Annotated in this window: 11 protein-coding genes; 2 read left to right on the forward strand and 9 right to left on the reverse strand. The window is 60.2% G+C overall.

The window, feature by feature from the left end:
* Window positions 1–28: 28 nt before the first annotated feature.
* A complete protein-coding gene (cysS, locus tag ICA15_RS09280; protein WP_042559897.1) occupies window positions 29–1411 on the reverse strand; it encodes a cysteine--tRNA ligase in 1383 nt (460 codons plus the stop codon).
* A 21-nt stretch (window positions 1412–1432) separates the two neighbouring features.
* Window positions 1433–3130 carry a glutamine--tRNA ligase/YqeY domain fusion protein gene (locus ICA15_RS09285; RefSeq protein WP_042559898.1) on the reverse strand — a complete coding sequence of 566 codons (1698 nt, stop codon included), beginning with the start codon at window positions 3128–3130 and terminating at the stop codon, window positions 1433–1435.
* Window positions 3131–3383: 253 nt separating this feature from the next.
* On the opposite strand from ICA15_RS09285, the gene ICA15_RS09290 reads away from it, so the two are divergent.
* Both ICA15_RS09290 and lpxH read left to right on the forward strand, forming a co-directional pair.
* Entirely contained in the window at window positions 3384–3890 is a 507-nt protein-coding gene (locus ICA15_RS09290; protein WP_150605366.1) for a peptidylprolyl isomerase, read from the forward strand.
* A complete protein-coding gene (gene lpxH, locus ICA15_RS09295) occupies window positions 3887–4639 on the forward strand; it encodes a UDP-2,3-diacylglucosamine diphosphatase (protein ID WP_210553081.1) in 753 nt (250 codons plus the stop codon). Before ICA15_RS09290 ends, lpxH begins: the two co-directional genes overlap by 4 nt.
* Before the next feature lie 120 nt (window positions 4640–4759).
* Here the strand turns inward: lpxH and ICA15_RS09300 are convergent, their stop codons facing one another.
* The 7 genes from ICA15_RS09300 to ICA15_RS09330 form a co-directional block, all read right to left on the reverse strand.
* Window positions 4760–6289, reverse strand: coding sequence for a DHA2 family efflux MFS transporter permease subunit (locus ICA15_RS09300; protein WP_150605364.1), 1530 nt, complete (start codon window positions 6287–6289; stop codon window positions 4760–4762).
* Window positions 6290–6566: 277 nt separating this feature from the next.
* Window positions 6567–7769, reverse strand: a complete 1203-nt coding sequence (locus tag ICA15_RS09305; protein WP_150605363.1) for an efflux RND transporter periplasmic adaptor subunit — start codon at window positions 7767–7769, stop codon at window positions 6567–6569.
* 15 nt (window positions 7770–7784) lie between these two features.
* On the reverse strand, window positions 7785–9254 hold the full coding sequence (locus ICA15_RS09310; protein ID WP_150618360.1) for an efflux transporter outer membrane subunit: 1470 nt from the start codon (window positions 9252–9254) through the stop codon (window positions 7785–7787).
* Window positions 9244–9726 (reverse strand): MarR family winged helix-turn-helix transcriptional regulator, encoded by a 483-nt coding sequence (locus ICA15_RS09315; protein WP_095189882.1) that lies wholly within the window; start codon window positions 9724–9726, stop codon window positions 9244–9246. Before ICA15_RS09315 ends, ICA15_RS09310 begins: the two co-directional genes overlap by 11 nt.
* Before the next feature lie 253 nt (window positions 9727–9979).
* On the reverse strand, window positions 9980–11302 hold the full coding sequence (locus ICA15_RS09320) for an HdeD family acid-resistance protein (protein ID WP_210553082.1): 1323 nt from the start codon (window positions 11300–11302) through the stop codon (window positions 9980–9982).
* A 115-nt stretch (window positions 11303–11417) separates the two neighbouring features.
* On the reverse strand, window positions 11418–15092 hold the full coding sequence (locus tag ICA15_RS09325; protein WP_210553083.1) for a translocation/assembly module TamB domain-containing protein: 3675 nt from the start codon (window positions 15090–15092) through the stop codon (window positions 11418–11420).
* Window positions 15089–16816, reverse strand: a complete 1728-nt coding sequence (locus tag ICA15_RS09330; protein ID WP_150605359.1) for an autotransporter assembly complex protein TamA — start codon at window positions 16814–16816, stop codon at window positions 15089–15091. The genes ICA15_RS09325 and ICA15_RS09330 overlap by 4 nt, the downstream gene beginning before the upstream one ends.
* Between the last annotated feature and the right edge of the window lie 43 nt (window positions 16817–16859).

Below are 16859 nucleotides of genomic sequence, written 5' to 3' on the forward strand. Positions count from 1 at the left end.
GCGGGTTTTGTTTGTATCAGGTAGGCAATCAGTCAGCCAGACGCCAGGTAGTCCCACCCTTCCCGTCTTCCAACACAACTCCCATCGCAGTGAGCTGGTCACGAATACGGTCGGACTCAGCCCAATCCTTACCGGCCCGTGCCGCCAGACGCGCAGCAATCAGCGCGTCGACTTCAGCCGCGTCAACACGCCCTTCGGCGCCGGCCTGCAGGAAGTCATCGGCTTCGAGCTGCAACACACCCAGCACGCTCGCCAGTTCTTTCAAACGTGCAGCCAGACCTGCCGCTGCATCAAGATCGCTCTCACGCAGACGGTTGATCTCACGCACCATCTCGAACAGCACCGCGCAGGCTTCCGGCGTGCCGAAGTCATCGTTCATCACCGTGGTGAAACGTTCGACAAACGCTTCGCCGCCGGCAGGCGCCACGTTCGGCAGGCCTTTCAACGCGTGGTAGAAACGCTCGAGTGCGCTTTTGGCGTCCTTGAGGTTGTCTTCCGAGTAGTTGATCGCGCTGCGGTAGTGGCTCGATACCAGCAGGTAACGCACGACTTCCGGGTGGTACTTTTCCAGCACGTCGCGGATGGTGAAGAAGTTGTTCAAGGATTTGGACATCTTCTCGCCATTGATGCGAATCATGCCGCAATGCATCCACGCGTTGGCGTAGGTCTTGCCGGTGGCCGCTTCGCTCTGGGCGATTTCGTTTTCGTGGTGCGGAAACTCGAGGTCGCTGCCGCCGCCATGAATATCGAAAGTTTCACCGAGGCAGCAGGTCGACATCACCGAGCATTCGATGTGCCAGCCCGGACGACCGTCACCCCACGGCGATGCCCAGCTTGGCTCGCCCGGCTTGACGCCTTTCCACAGCACGAAGTCCAGCGGATCTTCCTTGGCCTCGTCGACCTCGATCCGCGCCCCGATGCGCAGGTCTTCGATCTTCTTGCGCGACAGCTTGCCGTAGCCCATGAACTTGCCGACGCGGTAGTACACGTCGCCATTGCCCGGGGCGTAGGCGTAGCCCTTGTCGATCAGGGTCTGGATCATCGCGTGCATGCCCGGAATGTGATCCGTGGCGCGCGGCTCCATGTCCGGCTTCTTGATGTTCAGGCGCGCTTCGTCTTCATGCATCGCGGCGATCATGCGCTCGGTCAACGCTTCGAACGACTCGCCGTTCTCGTTGGCACGATTGATGATCTTGTCGTCGATGTCGGTGATGTTGCGCACGTAAGTCAGGTCGTAACCGCTGAACCGCAACCAGCGGGTCACCAAGTCGAACGCGACCATGCTGCGACCGTGGCCCAGGTGGCAGTAGTCGTACACGGTCATCCCGCAGACGTACATGCGCACCTTGTTGCCATCGAGCGGCTTGAAGACTTCTTTGCTCTTGGTGAGCGTGTTGTAGATCGTAAGCACGTTGGTTTCCTTGACGCTAAATCACTGGCCCCACGAATCACGCAGGGTCACGGTACGGTTGAATACCGGCTGACCTGGTTTCGAGTCCTTGATATCGGCAACGAAGTAGCCTTCGCGCTCGAACTGGAAACGGTCTTCCGGCTGTGCATTGCCAAGCGATGGCTCAGCACGACAACCGGTCAGCACTTGCAGTGAGTCAGGGTTGATGTTGTCGAGGAAACTGGCGCTGTCTTCGGCCTTCTCAGGGTTGGCCGAGCGGAACAGACGATCGTACAGACGCACTTCGCACTCGATGCTGGCGGCGGCCGGCACCCAGTGGATCACGCCTTTGACCTTGCGGCCTTCCGGGTTCTTGCCCAGGGTTTCGGGATCGTAGGAGCAACGCAGTTCGACGATGTTGCCATCGGCGTCCTTGATCGCTTCGTCGGCGCGAATCACGTAGCTGCCGCGCAGACGCACTTCGCCGCCCGATTCCAGACGCTTGTAGCCCTTCGGCGGCTCTTCCATGAAGTCTTCACGGTCGATGTAGATTTCCCGGGCGAACGGCAGAGCGCGCACGCCCATGTCTTCTTTCGGGTGGCGCGGCAGTTCGAGGTTCTCGACCTGGCCTTCCGGGTAGTTGGTGATCACGACTTTCAGCGGACGCAGCACGCACATGGCACGCGGGGCGCTGTGGTCGAGGTCGTCGCGGATGCTGAATTCGAGCATGCCGAAGTCGACCACGCCGTCGGAACGGTTGGTGCCGATCATTTCGCAGAAGTTGCGGATCGATTTCGGCGTGTAGCCACGACGACGGAAGCCCGACAGCGTGGACATGCGCGGATCATCCCAGCCATTGACGTGCTTTTCATCGACCAGTTGCTTGAGCTTGCGCTTGCTGGTGATGGTGTAGTTGAGGTTCAGACGGCTGAACTCGTACTGACGCGGGTGCGCGGGTACTGGCAGCGCATCGAGGAACCACTCGTACAGCGGACGATGGCTTTCGAATTCCAGGGTGCAGATCGAGTGGGTGATGCCTTCGATGGCGTCCGACTGACCGTGGGTGAAGTCGTAGTTCGGGTAGATGCACCACTTGTCACCGGTCTGATGGTGATGGGCGTGGCGGATGCGGTACATGATCGGGTCGCGCAGGTTCATGTTCGGCGAGGCCATGTCGATCTTGGCACGCAGCACGCGGGCGCCGTCCGGGAACTCACCGGCGCGCATGCGGGCGAACCAGTCGAGGTTCTCTTCAACCGAACGATCACGGAACGGGCTGTTCTTGCCCGGCTCGGTCAGGCTGCCGCGGTATTCCTTGGCTTGCTCAGGCGTCAGGTCGTCGACGTAGGCCTTGCCGGCCTTGATCAGCTCGACGGCCCAGTCGTGCAACTGGTCGAAATACTGCGAGGCGTAGCGCACTTCGCCGGACCATTCAAAGCCCAGCCATTTGACGTCGCTTTCGATCGCGTCGATGTATTCCTGATCTTCCTTGGCCGGGTTGGTGTCATCGAAACGCAGGTGCGTGACGCCGCCGAACTCCTGGGCCAGACCGAAGTTCACGCAGATCGACTTGGCGTGGCCGATGTGCAGGTAGCCGTTGGGCTCAGGCGGGAAACGGGTGATGATCTTGGTGTGCTTGCCCGAGTCCAGGTCTGCCTGGATGATCGGCCGCAGGAAGTTGACCGGCACGGCAGGGCCGGACTTGGCATTCGAGGTAGGGTCGACAGTGGGCTTGCTCATAGGATCCTTGACTTACATGTGCGCGGCCGCAGAAGAGGGGCCAGACAAAACAAAGCCGCTATCATAGCCGATGCCGTCAAGGGCCTGACAGAGCAGGCCCTATAAAGGCGTGCATTTAATCGCACGGAAATGAAAAACTGCCTCGAAATTCGCGCCTGTCACGCTAAACTGCGCACCTTGGCCTTCAAGGGCTGAACCGGTAAGGGGTGTAAATGGGCCCCTACCCACGAATTCCTTATAAAGAGTAGCGATCATGACTCAAGTAAAACTGACCACTAACTTCGGTGACATCGTCATCGAGCTGAACGACGAAAAAGCCCCGATCACCGCGGCCAACTTCATCGAATACGTTAAAAAAGGTCACTACGAGAACGTCGTGTTCCACCGTGTGATCAAGGGTTTCATGATCCAGGGCGGCGGTTTCGAGCCTGGCATGAAGGAAAAGAAAGACAAGAGCCCAAGCATCCAGAACGAAGCTGACAACGGTCTGAAGAACGAGAAGTACACCCTGGCCATGGCTCGCACCATGGACCCGCATTCGGCATCGGCGCAGTTCTTCATCAACGCCACCGACAACGGCTTCCTCAACCACACCGCCAAGACCGCTCAGGGTTGGGGTTACGCGGTATTCGGTAAAGTGGTTGCCGGCTTCGACGTTGTCGACAAGATCGAAGGCGTTTCCACAACGTCCAAGGCAGGTCACCAGGACGTACCAGCAGACGACGTGATCATCGAGAAAGCCGAGATCATCGAAGCGTGATATTGCTGATTTCAGACTTGCATCTGGAAGAGGAGCGCCCGGACATCACCCGGGCGTTTCTGGATTTGCTCGCCGGACGCGCCCGCTCGGCGAGTGCGTTGTACATTCTGGGCGACTTCTTCGAAGCGTGGATTGGCGACGACGCCATGACACCTTTCCAGCGTTCCATCTGCCAGGCCCTGCGCGAATTGAGCGACAGCGGCACGGCGATATTTCTGATGCACGGCAATCGCGACTTCATGCTCGGCAAGGCCTTTTGCAAACAGGCCGGCTGCACATTAATGAAGGACCCGAGTGTCGTGCAGTTTTACGGAGAGCCGGTGCTGTTGATGCACGGCGACAGCCTCTGCACCCGCGATGTCGGCTATATGAAGCTGCGGCGTTATCTGCGCAATCCGGTCACCCTGTTTATCCTGCGCAACCTGCCGCTGAGCACCCGGCACAAACTGGCGCGCAAGCTGCGCAGCGAGAGCCGCGCGCAGACGCGGATGAAGGCCAATGACATTGTCGATGTCACGCCCGAGGAGATTCCGCGAATCATGCAGGAATTTGGCGTGAAGACCCTGATTCACGGGCACACCCATCGTCCGGCGATCCACAAGTTGCAGCTCGGCGAGCAGGCGGCGAAGCGGATTGTGCTGGGGGATTGGGATCGTCAGGGTTGGGCGTTGCAGGTGGATGAGAACGGGTATGCATTGGCGCCGTTCGACTTCGCCCCGCCTCCAGCCCTGCCCGCCCCGAGCGCCTAAGGATCACTGCTATCCCTGTGGGAGCGGGCTTGCCCGCGATGAGGCCATCACATTCAACATCTCTGTTGACCGAAAATCCGCCATCGCGGGCAAGCCCGCTCCCACAGGTTATGTGTTGCCTCAATGGCCGGAAGCAGCCGGCCCGGCCTTGGCAGCAAACGGCGGCTTCGCCAGCCACACAATCAATATCAAACCCATGAACCCCCAACCCAACAGCGTGAAGTAATCCACGGTGGAGAGCATGTACGCCTGACTGGTCAGGATCTGATCCATCTGCGCATACGCCGATTGACTCGCCCCGCCCAATGAATTCAAGGTCTCGCGAGTCGCCGGCTCGAAAGTGCTGATACTTTCACTCATGTACGCATGATGCTGATCCGCGCGACGAATCCAGATCCATGTGGTCAGCGACGCCGCGAAGCTGCCGCCCAAGGTGCGCAAAAATGTCGCAAGGCCTGCGCCATCAGCGATCTGGCTTGGCGGCAAGTCCGACATCAAGATGCTCAACGTCGGCATGAAGAACAGCGCCACGCCAATGCCCATGAACAGTTGCACCAGCGCGATATGCTGGAAGTCCACCTCGTTGGTGAACCCGGCGCGCATGAAGCAGCTCAGGCCAATCGCCAGAAACGCCAGCCCGGCCAGCAGGCGCAGGTCGAACTTGTTCGCGTACTTGCCGACAAACGGCGACAGCAGCACCGGCAGAATGCCGATCGGTGCCACGGCCAGACCGGCCCAGGTCGCGGTGTAGCCCATCTGGGTTTGCAGCCATTGCGGCAGGATCAGGTTGATACCGAAGAACCCGGCGTAACCCAACACCAGCACAATCGTGCCGATGCGGAAGTTGCGATGGGCGAACAGGCGCAGATTGACCACCGGGTGCTGGTCGGTCATTTCCCAGATCACGAACACCGCTAGCGCAACCACCGATATCGCCGCGCCGATGATGATGAAGTTCGACTCGAACCAGTCCAGGTCATTGCCCTTGTCGAGGATCACCTGCAACGCACCGACACCGATGATCAGCGAGATCAGCCCGACGTAATCCATCGGCTGGCGACTGGTCACCACCGGACGCTTGGCCAGTTGCGAACGCACCACCATCACCGCAAAGATGCCGATCGGCACGTTGATGAAGAAGATCCACGGCCAGCTATAACTGTCGGTAATCCAGCCACCGAGGATCGGCCCGGCAATCGGCGCAACCACCGTGACCATCGCCAGTAACGCGAGCGCCATCCCCCGTTTAGCGGGGGGATAAACAGCGATCAACAATGTTTGTGTCATCGGGTACAGCGGCCCGGCGACCAGACCTTGCAGCACACGGAAACCGATCAGTTCCGGCATCGACGTCGAGATACCGCAAAGGAACGACGCCAGTACAAACAGAATGGTCGCCCAGAGAAACAGCTTCACCTCGCCGAACCGGCGGCTGAGCCAACCGGTCAGCGGCAGCGCAATCGCGTTGCTCACGGCGAACGAGGTGATCACCCAGGTGCCCTGCTCCGAACTCACACCGAGGTTGCCGGAAATCGTCGGCAGCGCCACGTTGGCGATGGTGGTGTCGAGCACTTGCATGAACGTCGCCAGCGACAGGCCGATGGTGCTGAGCAACAGGCTGGGCGGCGTGAAAGAGGCGTTATTGCTCATTGTGAATCCTATGGAACCTGATTGGCGCTGCGCCTGTTACAGACGCAGCTGCGCTTGTGGGAACACGCTTTTGTGATGAGGGAGCTTTTGTGGCGAGGGGATTTATCCCCGATGGGTCGCGAAGCGGCCCCTCTTTTGCTCCTGAAAAGACGGGCCTGCTTCGCAGTCAATCGGGGATAAATCCCCTCGCCACAGATGCATCTTTTCTCTACAGAAGAATCCCTTCTTCTCAGATGAATCCTTTCACCACAGAGGCTTGCCCCCCACAGGATGAATGTCAGCGTTGCGCGGTTTTGCTGGTCGCGGCGCTGTTGTCGTGGATCAGCCGCGCAATCATCGCGTCGGCTTCGGCCAGTTGGCGGTCGTAGACGTTGGTGCTGAACGAGGCTTTTTGCGGCGGCTGCTGGGCCAGTACCGGGCCGCTCTGGTCGTGCAGATTGACCTCGACGTTGGTCGACAGACCGACGCGCAGCGGATGCTTGGCCAGTTCTTCAGCGTTGATATGAATGCGTACTGGCACACGCTGGACGATCTTGATCCAGTTACCGGTGGCGTTCTGCGCAGGCAACAGGGCAAACGCGCTGCCAGTGCCGGCGCCGAGGCTGTCGATGGTGCCGCTATATTTCACGTCGCTGCCGTAGATGTCGGATTCGATGTCCACCGGCTGGCCGATGCGCATGTCACGCAACTGGGTTTCCTTGAAGTTGGCGTCGATCCACAGTTGATCCAGCGGGATCACCGCCATCAGCGCGGTGCCCGGCTGCACACGCTGACCGAGCTGCACGGTGCGTTTGGCGACGTAACCGGTGACCGGTGCAATCAAGGTGCTGCGGGCATTGGTCAGATAGGCCTGACGCAGATCGGCGGCGGCCGACATCACGTCCGGATGCGACGAAACGACGGTGTCGTCGACCAGTGCGCTGGTGGTTTTCAGTTGCTGTTTAGCGTTGGCAAGGGCGTTTTGTGCCGAGGTCAGGTCATCGCGAGCGTGGGACAGTTCTTCCTGGGAAATCGCCCCGCCCGAGGCAAGACTCTTGCGGCGGTTGTAGTTGTCCTGCGCCTTCTGCACTTCGGCCTGTTGCGCGTTGACCTGGGCTTTCATGCCATCGACGTTGCTGTACAAGCCGCGCACCTGACGCACAGTGCGCGCCAGTTTCGCCTGAGCACTTTGCAGGCCGACTTCAGCGTCGTTGGGGTCGAAGTTGATCAGCACCTGACCTTCGTGAACCAGATCGCCATCGTCAGCACCAATGCTGACCACAGTGCCGGTCACCAGCGGGGTGATTTCAACGACGTTGCCGTTGACGTAGGCATCGTCGGTGCTTTCGTTAAAGCGCCCGATGAATTCGTGATACGCCCAGACGCCAGCGACGGCGAGGATCACCACGACGGCCAGCGTCAGCAGCATCACTTTGCGTTTGCGCGGGTTGCCGGTGTCCGGGGTGTTGTCTTGAGCTTGGGTGTTTTCGGCAGTGGCCATGACAAATACCTTGAATTAGTTATGCGGCGTGGCTGGGCGGGCGTTGGCTGCGGTCAGGGTTTCACCCTGGAAGCCGCCGCCCAGCGCTTGCATCAGTTGAATCGACAGGTCGATCTGCTCGGCATTGAGGTTGGCCAACTGACGTTGGGCCTGGAGCAATTGCTGCTCGATGCTGAGCACGTCCAGGTAGTTGCCGATGCCGGAACCGTAACGCTGGACGACGGTGTTGTAAGAATCCTGAGCAATGTCGGTGGCGTGTTGCTGCGCGCCGATCTGCCGGCCGATGTCACGCAACTGGTTGATTGTGTCGCTGACATCGCCGAGTGCTTTCACCAGACTTTTGTTGTACTGCGCCACCGCCAGATCGTAATCGGCATCGCGCGCATCGAGGTTGGCGCGCAAGCGTCCACCGTCGAAGATCGGCACCGAAATGGTCGGAGCAATGCTGAAGAAGCGACTGGCCGAACCGAACATCGCATCACCCAATAACGATTCCGCACCGGCCGAGGCCGTGAGGTTCAGATTGGGATAGAACCGGGTTTTCGCCGAGTCGATGTCTTTGCTCGCGGCTTCCACGCGCCAGCGGGCGGCAACCAGATCCGGACGACGACCGAGCAGTTCCGCCGGCAACACCGACGGCACGGCAACAGCGCTGGCCTGGAGGATTTTCGGGCGGGCGATTTCGTTGCCGCGATCCGGGCCTTTGCCAAGCAGCACCGCCAAAGCGATTTTCGCGCTGTTCAGGCGTTTTTCTGCGTCAATCAGACTGGCTTCGGAACTGGCTTCCAGACTTTGCGTTTGCTGGAACTGATACTGACTGTCGATCCCCGAGCTCAAGCGACGCTGGCTCAGGTCGAGCATCTGCTTGGTGCGCTTGAGGTCTTCATTGGCCAAGTCATAAACAATGTGCGCCTGACCGAGATCGCTGTAAGCGCGGGCGACGTCGGCGGCGAGTGTCAGTTGTGCAGCCTGACGGTCGACTTCGGCGGCACGGGCTTCACCGAGCGCGGCCTCCCACGCATCACGCTGGCCGCCCCACAGGTCGAAGTTGTAATTGAAGCCGGCGCTGACGTTACGCACGGTGGCGTAGGCATCGCCCTGCCCTCGCGGATCCTGATCCTTGGCCAGGCGCGAACGGCTGATGCCGGCGCTGGCGTCCAGCGTCGGATAGCGCTCGGCATCGGCGGCATACGCGGCGGCGCTGGCCTGATGGGCGCGGGCTTCGGCTATCTGCATGTCGGGGCTGTCGTGCAGGGCTTCGCGGATCAAGCCGTCGAGTTGCGGATCGCCGAGGCTGGTCCACCAATCGCTTTTCGGCCAGGCCGCCGGCGACAGCGTGACGCCATTGAGCGACTGACCGACCTTGAGGCTTTTCGCATCGAGGCTCTGGCCTTGAGTGTCGAGGCCGCTGTAGTTGGCGCAACCGGCGAGAATCATCGCCGACAGCACCAAAGTGAGGCTGCTGCGCAAGGTTTTACCGCTCATTGTGTTCACCTAACCGCTGGATAGTGATCGGGTCACCGGCTGCCAGCAGAATTTTCTTGAGGATGTATTCCAGGGTTTTCAACTCGTCCGGAGTGACGGCGCCGGCCAGTTCATTCATCGCATCGGCGCCTATGTGCGGCAGGCGATCGGCCAGTTGCTGGCCTTGTTCGGTCAGTTTCAATTGCACCTGACGGCGATCGCCTTCGCTGCGGTGGCGGGCCAGGAAACCTTTCTGCTCCAGACGATCAAGCATGCGTGTCATCGAACCGCTGTCGAGCGACAAGTGCCGGCACAGCTCGGCCGGCGTATCGACGCCGAACTGGGCCATGATGATCAACACCTTGAACTGCGCGGCAGTGATGCCGTGGGGTTCCATGTGGGTGTCGATGATCCGGTCCTTGAGCAACGCAGCACGGCCAAGCAACAGGCCGAGATGGCAGTGTTTGAATTCGTCCGGGGTGAAATGCTTCATTTGCTCACCTAATAACTGCCTAGGCAGTGAATGTATGTCGAGATGTTACTGCCTAGGCAGCGAATGTCAATGGAATAGTTAGCAGGCTAGGTAATTGGCTGATAAATGGGCTGGGTTTTGCGGCGTGCGCACTGACGCCATCGCTGGCAAGCCAGCTCCCACAGGTTTTTGTGGCGTAAATGATTTTTCAGTACGACACATCCCCTGTGGGAGCTGGCTTGCCAGCGATGGCAGCGACTCGGTCTAAAGCCAATCAGGATTCGTCGGGGGGACGGACTGATGTTGGCGGCTGCAACGGATGCACCTCGCGCCCCCGCAAGGCAGTGGCCACATAGCCGCAGGCGCGTTTCGCGCCCGCGTACATGCTGTGCCAGCCCGGCGGTGCTGGCTCGACAGCGGCCCGCAATGCCCGGGCATAATCGAGCACCAGACCTGGGGTCCAGGCCATGGCTTCGGCACGTTTGCGCACCTGGGCCGCTACCCAGAATTCGGGGCTGATGATGATCCGGGCAAAATCCAGCATGCTTGATTTGCCCCGATTCATAGCGCCTTCAAGGGCCGCTTCCAGGCTATGGGCGACGGCACTGGAGCAATTGCGGCTGGTGAGGTTGTAGGTGGCGTTCTGCCGATAGTTGGCCCAGAACCCGGCCAATCGCTGAGCATCGTAATGGGCAAAACTGACTTGAACCGACGATGGACACCAGTCGGCGACCTCGCTCGGATAATCGGGTAAAAACCTGCCGGCGACATCGTTGTTCGGCGTCGCCCGCAGCAACCGCACGAAATCCCCGGCCGAACGGTCAATGTCGTCCTGCGGATAGTGGCTGATGTAGATGTCCGGCCCGCACTCGAGTGCGGCGTGGCCGGCAGAGATGACGCCGTTGACGTCGACCGCCGCGATATAACGATTGAGCAGGCGGTTACGTACCAGGGTGTCGTCGACCGTGCCGCTGGGTGTCCAGACATGGATCACCAGTGCGTTGCTGCAGGCCGGTGCACTGACGGGGGAAATGCTGATCGGCGACTGCCAGTTTTTGAACCGGATGGCCTGGCGCAACAAGGCACCGCCCGAGAGAAAAATGCTCATGCCAATGCAGAACGGCACCGTTCCCTTATAGAGCGTCGGGTACGGTTCGAGGATGAAAAGGCCAAAACCAATCTCGAACAACCCCGTCAGCAATGACAGTCGCCAGCCGACAAAACGCACCACCACTGCCGCCGCCAGCCGGAAGCCACCATCGACCAGAAAAGCCCCGCCAAACAGCACCGCCAGAATCAGGCTGGCGGCATGCTGCCGGTCGACAATCAGCAGCCCAAGTATCAGGAAAGCCACACCTCGCGCTTTGCGCAAAGCGGCAGCGGTGCCGGTTTGCGGTGCGGGCACCAGCAGAATGATCAAGGCATCGAGTAACAGCAGATAGCCAAAAAAATGCAGCGGAAAATACATCACGCCATCGAGCGCATCGATGAATATCGCCACGCCGGACGCGCCCCAGACCACGCCGATCAGGGCCAGCGATGACCAGCGTTTGCGGACAAAGTCTTTACCGAGCAGGATCGTGCTCAAGCGGATCATAAGACCAACCTATGAGGCGTCAGGCAACGGCCCGCGCGGCTTGCAAGTCCGCTGAGTCTAATACATCCGCCGATAACCGGAGCGCGCGCGGCGATCCGGTCATCGTCAACGCGACCTAGAAATCGCGCTTGTAGAAGATATCCAGCGAACTGGCCACGCCGCTGGCGACTTCGACGTAAACCTTCTTGCTCAGCTTGTAGCGCAAGGCAATGGTGCTGGCCGGTTCAAACACGCCAACGCCGTAACGCAAACTGAGCTTCTCGGAGATATTGCCGCTGGCCACCACGCTGGTGGCGTCGCCGCTGCCCTGTGTGTCGAGCTGGAAATCCTGAATGCCCAGATCCTTGGCCAGGCCGCTGGTGACCCCGGCACTGCCCATCAAGCCCAGGCCCAACGCCGCTTGCGCGAGCATGTTGTTGTCTTCACCGTTGGTGCTCAACGGACGGCCGAGGACGAGGTAAGACAGCGCCTGTTCCTGGCTCATCGCCGGCTCGGAGAAGATCTGCGTGGTCGGTTGTTCCGCGCTGCCGCTCAGGCGAATACCGGCGATCACGTCGTCAGTCTGGCGAATCGCTTCGATATCCAGATACGGCTGATCGATGGGACCGGCGAACAGCAGACGCGCACGCCGCACCGTCAGACGCTGACCGTAGGCGCGGTAACGCCCGTCGTTGAGCCAGAGTTCGCCACGCGTGTCCATGTTGTCACCGATGTGAACCTGACCTTGCAGATTGGCGGTCAGGCCAAAACCGGCGAAGCTCAACTTGTCTTGCCCGACCACCACGTCGATGTCCATTTTCATGGCGATTGGGGGTTTGCCCTGTTCGGTCTGCGCGCCGACGATGATCGTGTCATCGGAGACCTTCACCGTCGATGGCGGCAATTCACGCACGGTGATTTCGCCTTTGGGCACCAGCACTTTGCCGGCAATTTTCAGCTCATCGCCGGCCATGGAAATCTTCAGGTCCGGCGCCACTTCAAGCTTGGCATAGGGCTCGACGCTGACCGGCAATTGCGTGCCTTTAAGCGCTAGGTCAACCACCAGCGCCTGGCCCCAGGTGATGTTGCCGTTCAGATTGCCCTGCCCGCGCTTGCCGCTTTTCCAGCCGCCGTCCAGACGCACCGACTCACCGGCAATCATTGCTTTGAGTTGCAGATCCTGCAGCTCCATCGGCAACTCGGCGCCGGACACTTCGCCATCGCTGAGTTGCACGGTGCCGTTGACCAGCGGCGCGAGCAGACCACCGGAGATCGTGCCGCTGCCGTTGAGGTGCCCGGTGAGTTTCTCGACCATAGGCACAAACGGCCGCGCCACGGACAGATCCAGCCCGGTCAGGCGGAACGAGCCGCTCAGCGGTTTGTTTTTCGGCAGCGGATTGAGCTGCGCCTGCACCATCAGTTCGCCGAGTTTGCCACCGACGAAGTTGAGGTCGGTGTCGATGCGTTTCGGGGTCAGCTTGCTGGTGAGTTTCAGCGTCTGGTACGGAAAGTCGAGCCACTGATCCTTCTCACGCATACGCAAGGTGCCGCCGCTGGCGTCGATGCTGACCACGCCATTGGGGCCGCTCGCCGGCAAGTCCAGTTGCAGATCGGCATTGAGCTTGCCCTGCCAGGCGAAGTCTTTGGGCAACCACTGCGCGAGGCTTTCAATCGGGAATTGCTTGAGGTGGTATCGCAGTTTCGGCTCGGGCATCAGCCGTTGATCTTCACCGCAGAAGCTGGCGCTGCCGGACACCCAGCAATGGGCGCCGAAGTTGATTTTGCCGTCAGCCAGACGCTCGAGTCTGGCCGGGTTTTGCAGTTTCCAATCATGGCCGCCGGCCTGAATATCGCCGCTGGCCAGGCGCCCGCGCCAATTGCCCTTGTCCAGATTGCCGTCCAGGCCAAGCGCCAGTTTCAGTTTCGGCCCGAGCAAGTAGAGGTTGAGCTTCTGGCTCTTGATGTCGCCTTGGGCGCTGGCGGTCAGTGTGCCCAACGAGGTATCGCCGGCCTGAATGCCGCTGCCTTTCAGATCGATTTTCGCTCGCTGTGCGCTGTCGAGGGTGGCGTCGAGATTGAGGCTTTGCAGGCGATTATCCTGAAAGGCCAGTTGCGACCCTTGCAGATCGAGCTTGCCTTGCGGTGCTTTCAGCGTGCCGGCGACGTTGACCTGGCCGTTGATCTGCCCGCGCAGTTCTGGCCAGAGCTGGGCCAGACGGGCCAACTTGATGTCGATCTGCCCGGTGAGTTTCTGTTGCAGGCTGCCCTTGCCGCTGATGCTGTTATCGCCGAGGCGGATTTGCAGGGCATTCAGATTCCATAGTTCGCCAGCGCCGTCAGCCTTGGCCTGGAGGATCGCCGGTTGGCCGCGCAGTTTGCCTTTGAGGTCGAGATCGGCCGTCAGGCTCAGGCGCTCATTCTTCATCTCGCCTTTGCTTTTCAGTGGGCCGGCCAGGGTGCCCGGCAGCTCCGCCACCCAGTACGCCGGATTGAGCGCCGACAGATCCAGCGCCGCGTCCCAGGCAATGCCGTCAGCAAACTGCACGTTCACGTGCCCTTCGGCCTTGCCCTGCCCGGCTTCCATTTTCAGTTGCGGCAAAGCGATCTGTTTAAGGCTGCCGCTAAACGGACTGCTCAGGCTGAATGCGCCCGCCGGGCCATCCAGCGCGGCGGCGAAGTTACCAATGTACTGACCGTCGGTGTAAGACACTTCGCCGTTGAAGGTACGCAAAGCGACCTGTGGCTCGTCGATTTCGTTGTAGAGCCGATGCCACGGGAAGTCCTGCCAATTGATGTTGGCTTGAGCGGTCAGACCCTTGCTCCAGTCAACACTGCCGGTGAGTTTGAGGCTTTGCTTGTCGTTGGCGCTCAGGTCGAGGCCGGCGATTTGCGCGCCGCTGGCGTCGACCTTGCCTTTGAGCAACAACGCCACCGGGCCTTTATCGGCGGGCAGCGTGGCGTTGCCGTTTAGCTGGTAACCGTTTTTCAGGTCGCCTTCACCGGTCAGCACGAGTTGATTGAGTTGCAGGGTATCCGGCAGATCAGCGCTCGGTTTGAACGCCTCGGACGTGATACGCACCTTGGCCGGCAGGTTTTCCACCAGCGGTTGCAGTTCGCCGCTCAACTGGCCATCAAGGTAGCCACGACTGTCGGCGTGCAGATTGAGGGTCTTCAACAGATCGCCGTCGACTTTCAACGCCAGCGTCCAGGGATCGGTGCCCGGAGACGGCAGGGTCAGATCCCCTGCAATGTTCAGCGGCCAGTTACCGGTGGGCTGGAGCAATCCGGACAGGTTCAGGCTCAGCTCATCGCGTTGCAATTTCACGCTGTCGATCTGCAAGCCTTTGGCGGTCCAGTGGGCCGCCAGTTGCAGGCCTTTGAGTTGCTCGCTGCCGTTAAACAGCAAACTGCCGACCTGCACATCGCCCAGTTCGAGACCCAGCGGCAACTGCAGATCCGGCAATTTGATCGGGCCGCTTTCGGTGGTTTCTTCACTCGGCGGAAATTGCAAAACAACCCGATCAGCTTTGAGTTGATCGATGCACAGCGTCATGCGCGTCAGGCACAGCGGCGACCAGGCGAAGATGGCCTTGTCCAGTTCAACCCGGCTGCTGTCTTGCTGCCAGACAAGATGATCGGCGCTCCATTGCCCGCCGAGGCGCCCCTGGAAATTCTCCGTGCTCAAGCCCGGCACCAGACCCAGCGCCCAGCGGCTGCCGGTGTTGGTTCCGAGCACGACGGCCACACTCAATACAATCAAGAACACCAACGCCAACAACGTCAGTGCGGTAATTTTCAAACCACGCTTCACAGCTCAGGCCCCATGGAAAAGTGCAGCCGGATGCCGCCATCGTCGTCCAGCGCGTGGGCCAGGTCGAGGCGGATCGGCCCCACCGGCGAAACCCAGCGCACACCGATACCGACCCCGGTCTTGAGGTCCGGCAGTTCGAGTTTGTTGAAGGAGTTACCCTGATCGACGAAGGTCGCGACCCGCCATTTCTCGGCGACGGAGTATTGATATTCAACGCTGCCGGCAATCATGTAGCGGCCGCCGATGCGGTCGCCATCGGAGTTTTCCGGGGACAGGCTCTGGTAGTCGTAACCGCGCACGCTCTGATCGCCACCGGCAAAGAAGCGCAACGATGGCGGGACTGATTTGTAACCGTTGGTGGCGCTACCGCCGACCTGCACGCGACCGAGCAAACGGTGTTTGTCGAACACCGTGGTCAAGCCCTTGACCAGCGCGGTGCCATATAAAAGGTTGGTGTCGGAGCCGACGCCCTCTTTCGCGACTTTGCTTTCAAAGGTCAGGCGATAACCGTTGTGCGGATCGATGCGGTTGTCACTTTTCAGGTACGAGTAACTGATGCCGGGCATCAGCAAGGTACTCAAGCCCGAGTCATCGCCAAGCTCGTATTCCTCGCGCTGCCATTTCAGCGAGATCACCCGTTGCCAGCCGCTGGGCAACTTGCTGTGCCATTCCGGGCCGAAGGTCAGCAGTTTGCTGAGCGTGTCGGAACCTTCGATGTCTTCGAATTGATAACCGCCGGCCCAACGCAATTTGTCGGTCAGCGGCGGGTCGAGCGGGATGTCGTAGAACAGCCCGACGTTCTGCCGCGGCGCCGAGAGTTCGGCTTCCCAGCCATAGCTGTCGCCCTGCGGATTGACCCAGTGGCGCGTCCAGTTGGCTTTGATCCGTGGGCCGACGTCGGTCGAATAGCCGAGACCCAAGCCCATGGTGCGCGGCTTGCGCGTGTCGAGTTTGACGGCCACCGGGATCACGTCGTTTTTCGCGGCGGTCGGTGCGGCATCCACCCGCACGCCTTCGAAATAGCCGCTCGATTGCAGATCGCGATTGAGTTCGGCGATCAGTTCGGAGTCGTAAGGCTCGCCCGGTTTGAATGGCACCATGCGTTGCAGCAAGTCTTCGTCGAACGGCGTATCGCCTTCGAAACTGACTTTGCCCAGCGCATAACGCGGGCCGCTTTCGTAGATCAGTTCGACATCGGCGACGCCTGCGCGCGGGTCGACCAAGAGTTTTTGACTGGTGAAATGGCCACTGAAATAGCCGAAGCGCGAGGCCTGATTCTGGATCAGCCGCTTGGCGTCTTCGTAGCGACCATGGTTGAGCACCGCGCCGGGCTTGAGCACATCGGCTTTCGGTACGCGAAAGGATTTGAACGAGGCCGCTGGACCGTCGACGCGAATGGTCACGTTGCGCAGCCGGATCGGCTCGCCGGGATCGATGTTCAGCACCAGGCGCGGCTTGTCGCCGCCCTTCACATCGCTGTCGATCTGCGGCTGGTAGTAGCCCAAAGCCTGCGCGGCTTTGCGCGCCTGCTCCTCGGCACCACGACTGAAGCGCAGCAAGGCTTCTTCGTCGCGGTCACCGAGGCTGCCGATATAGCCTTCTATATTGGCCTTGAGTTCATCGTTGGACGGTTTGATCCGCACATCCAATTCACTTTGCGCCAGCGCCGCGCAGCTGGATAACAGCATGAGCACGCCACTGGTAAATCTTCCTGGAAACTTCATAGGCGCGGATGCTATCACGAGCTTGGGAGCGTGATAGAACCGG

The organism is Pseudomonas sp. P116 (assembly GCF_020149425.1).
In the GTDB taxonomy this organism is placed as follows: Bacteria; Pseudomonadota; Gammaproteobacteria; order Pseudomonadales; family Pseudomonadaceae; genus Aquipseudomonas; species Aquipseudomonas anatoliensis.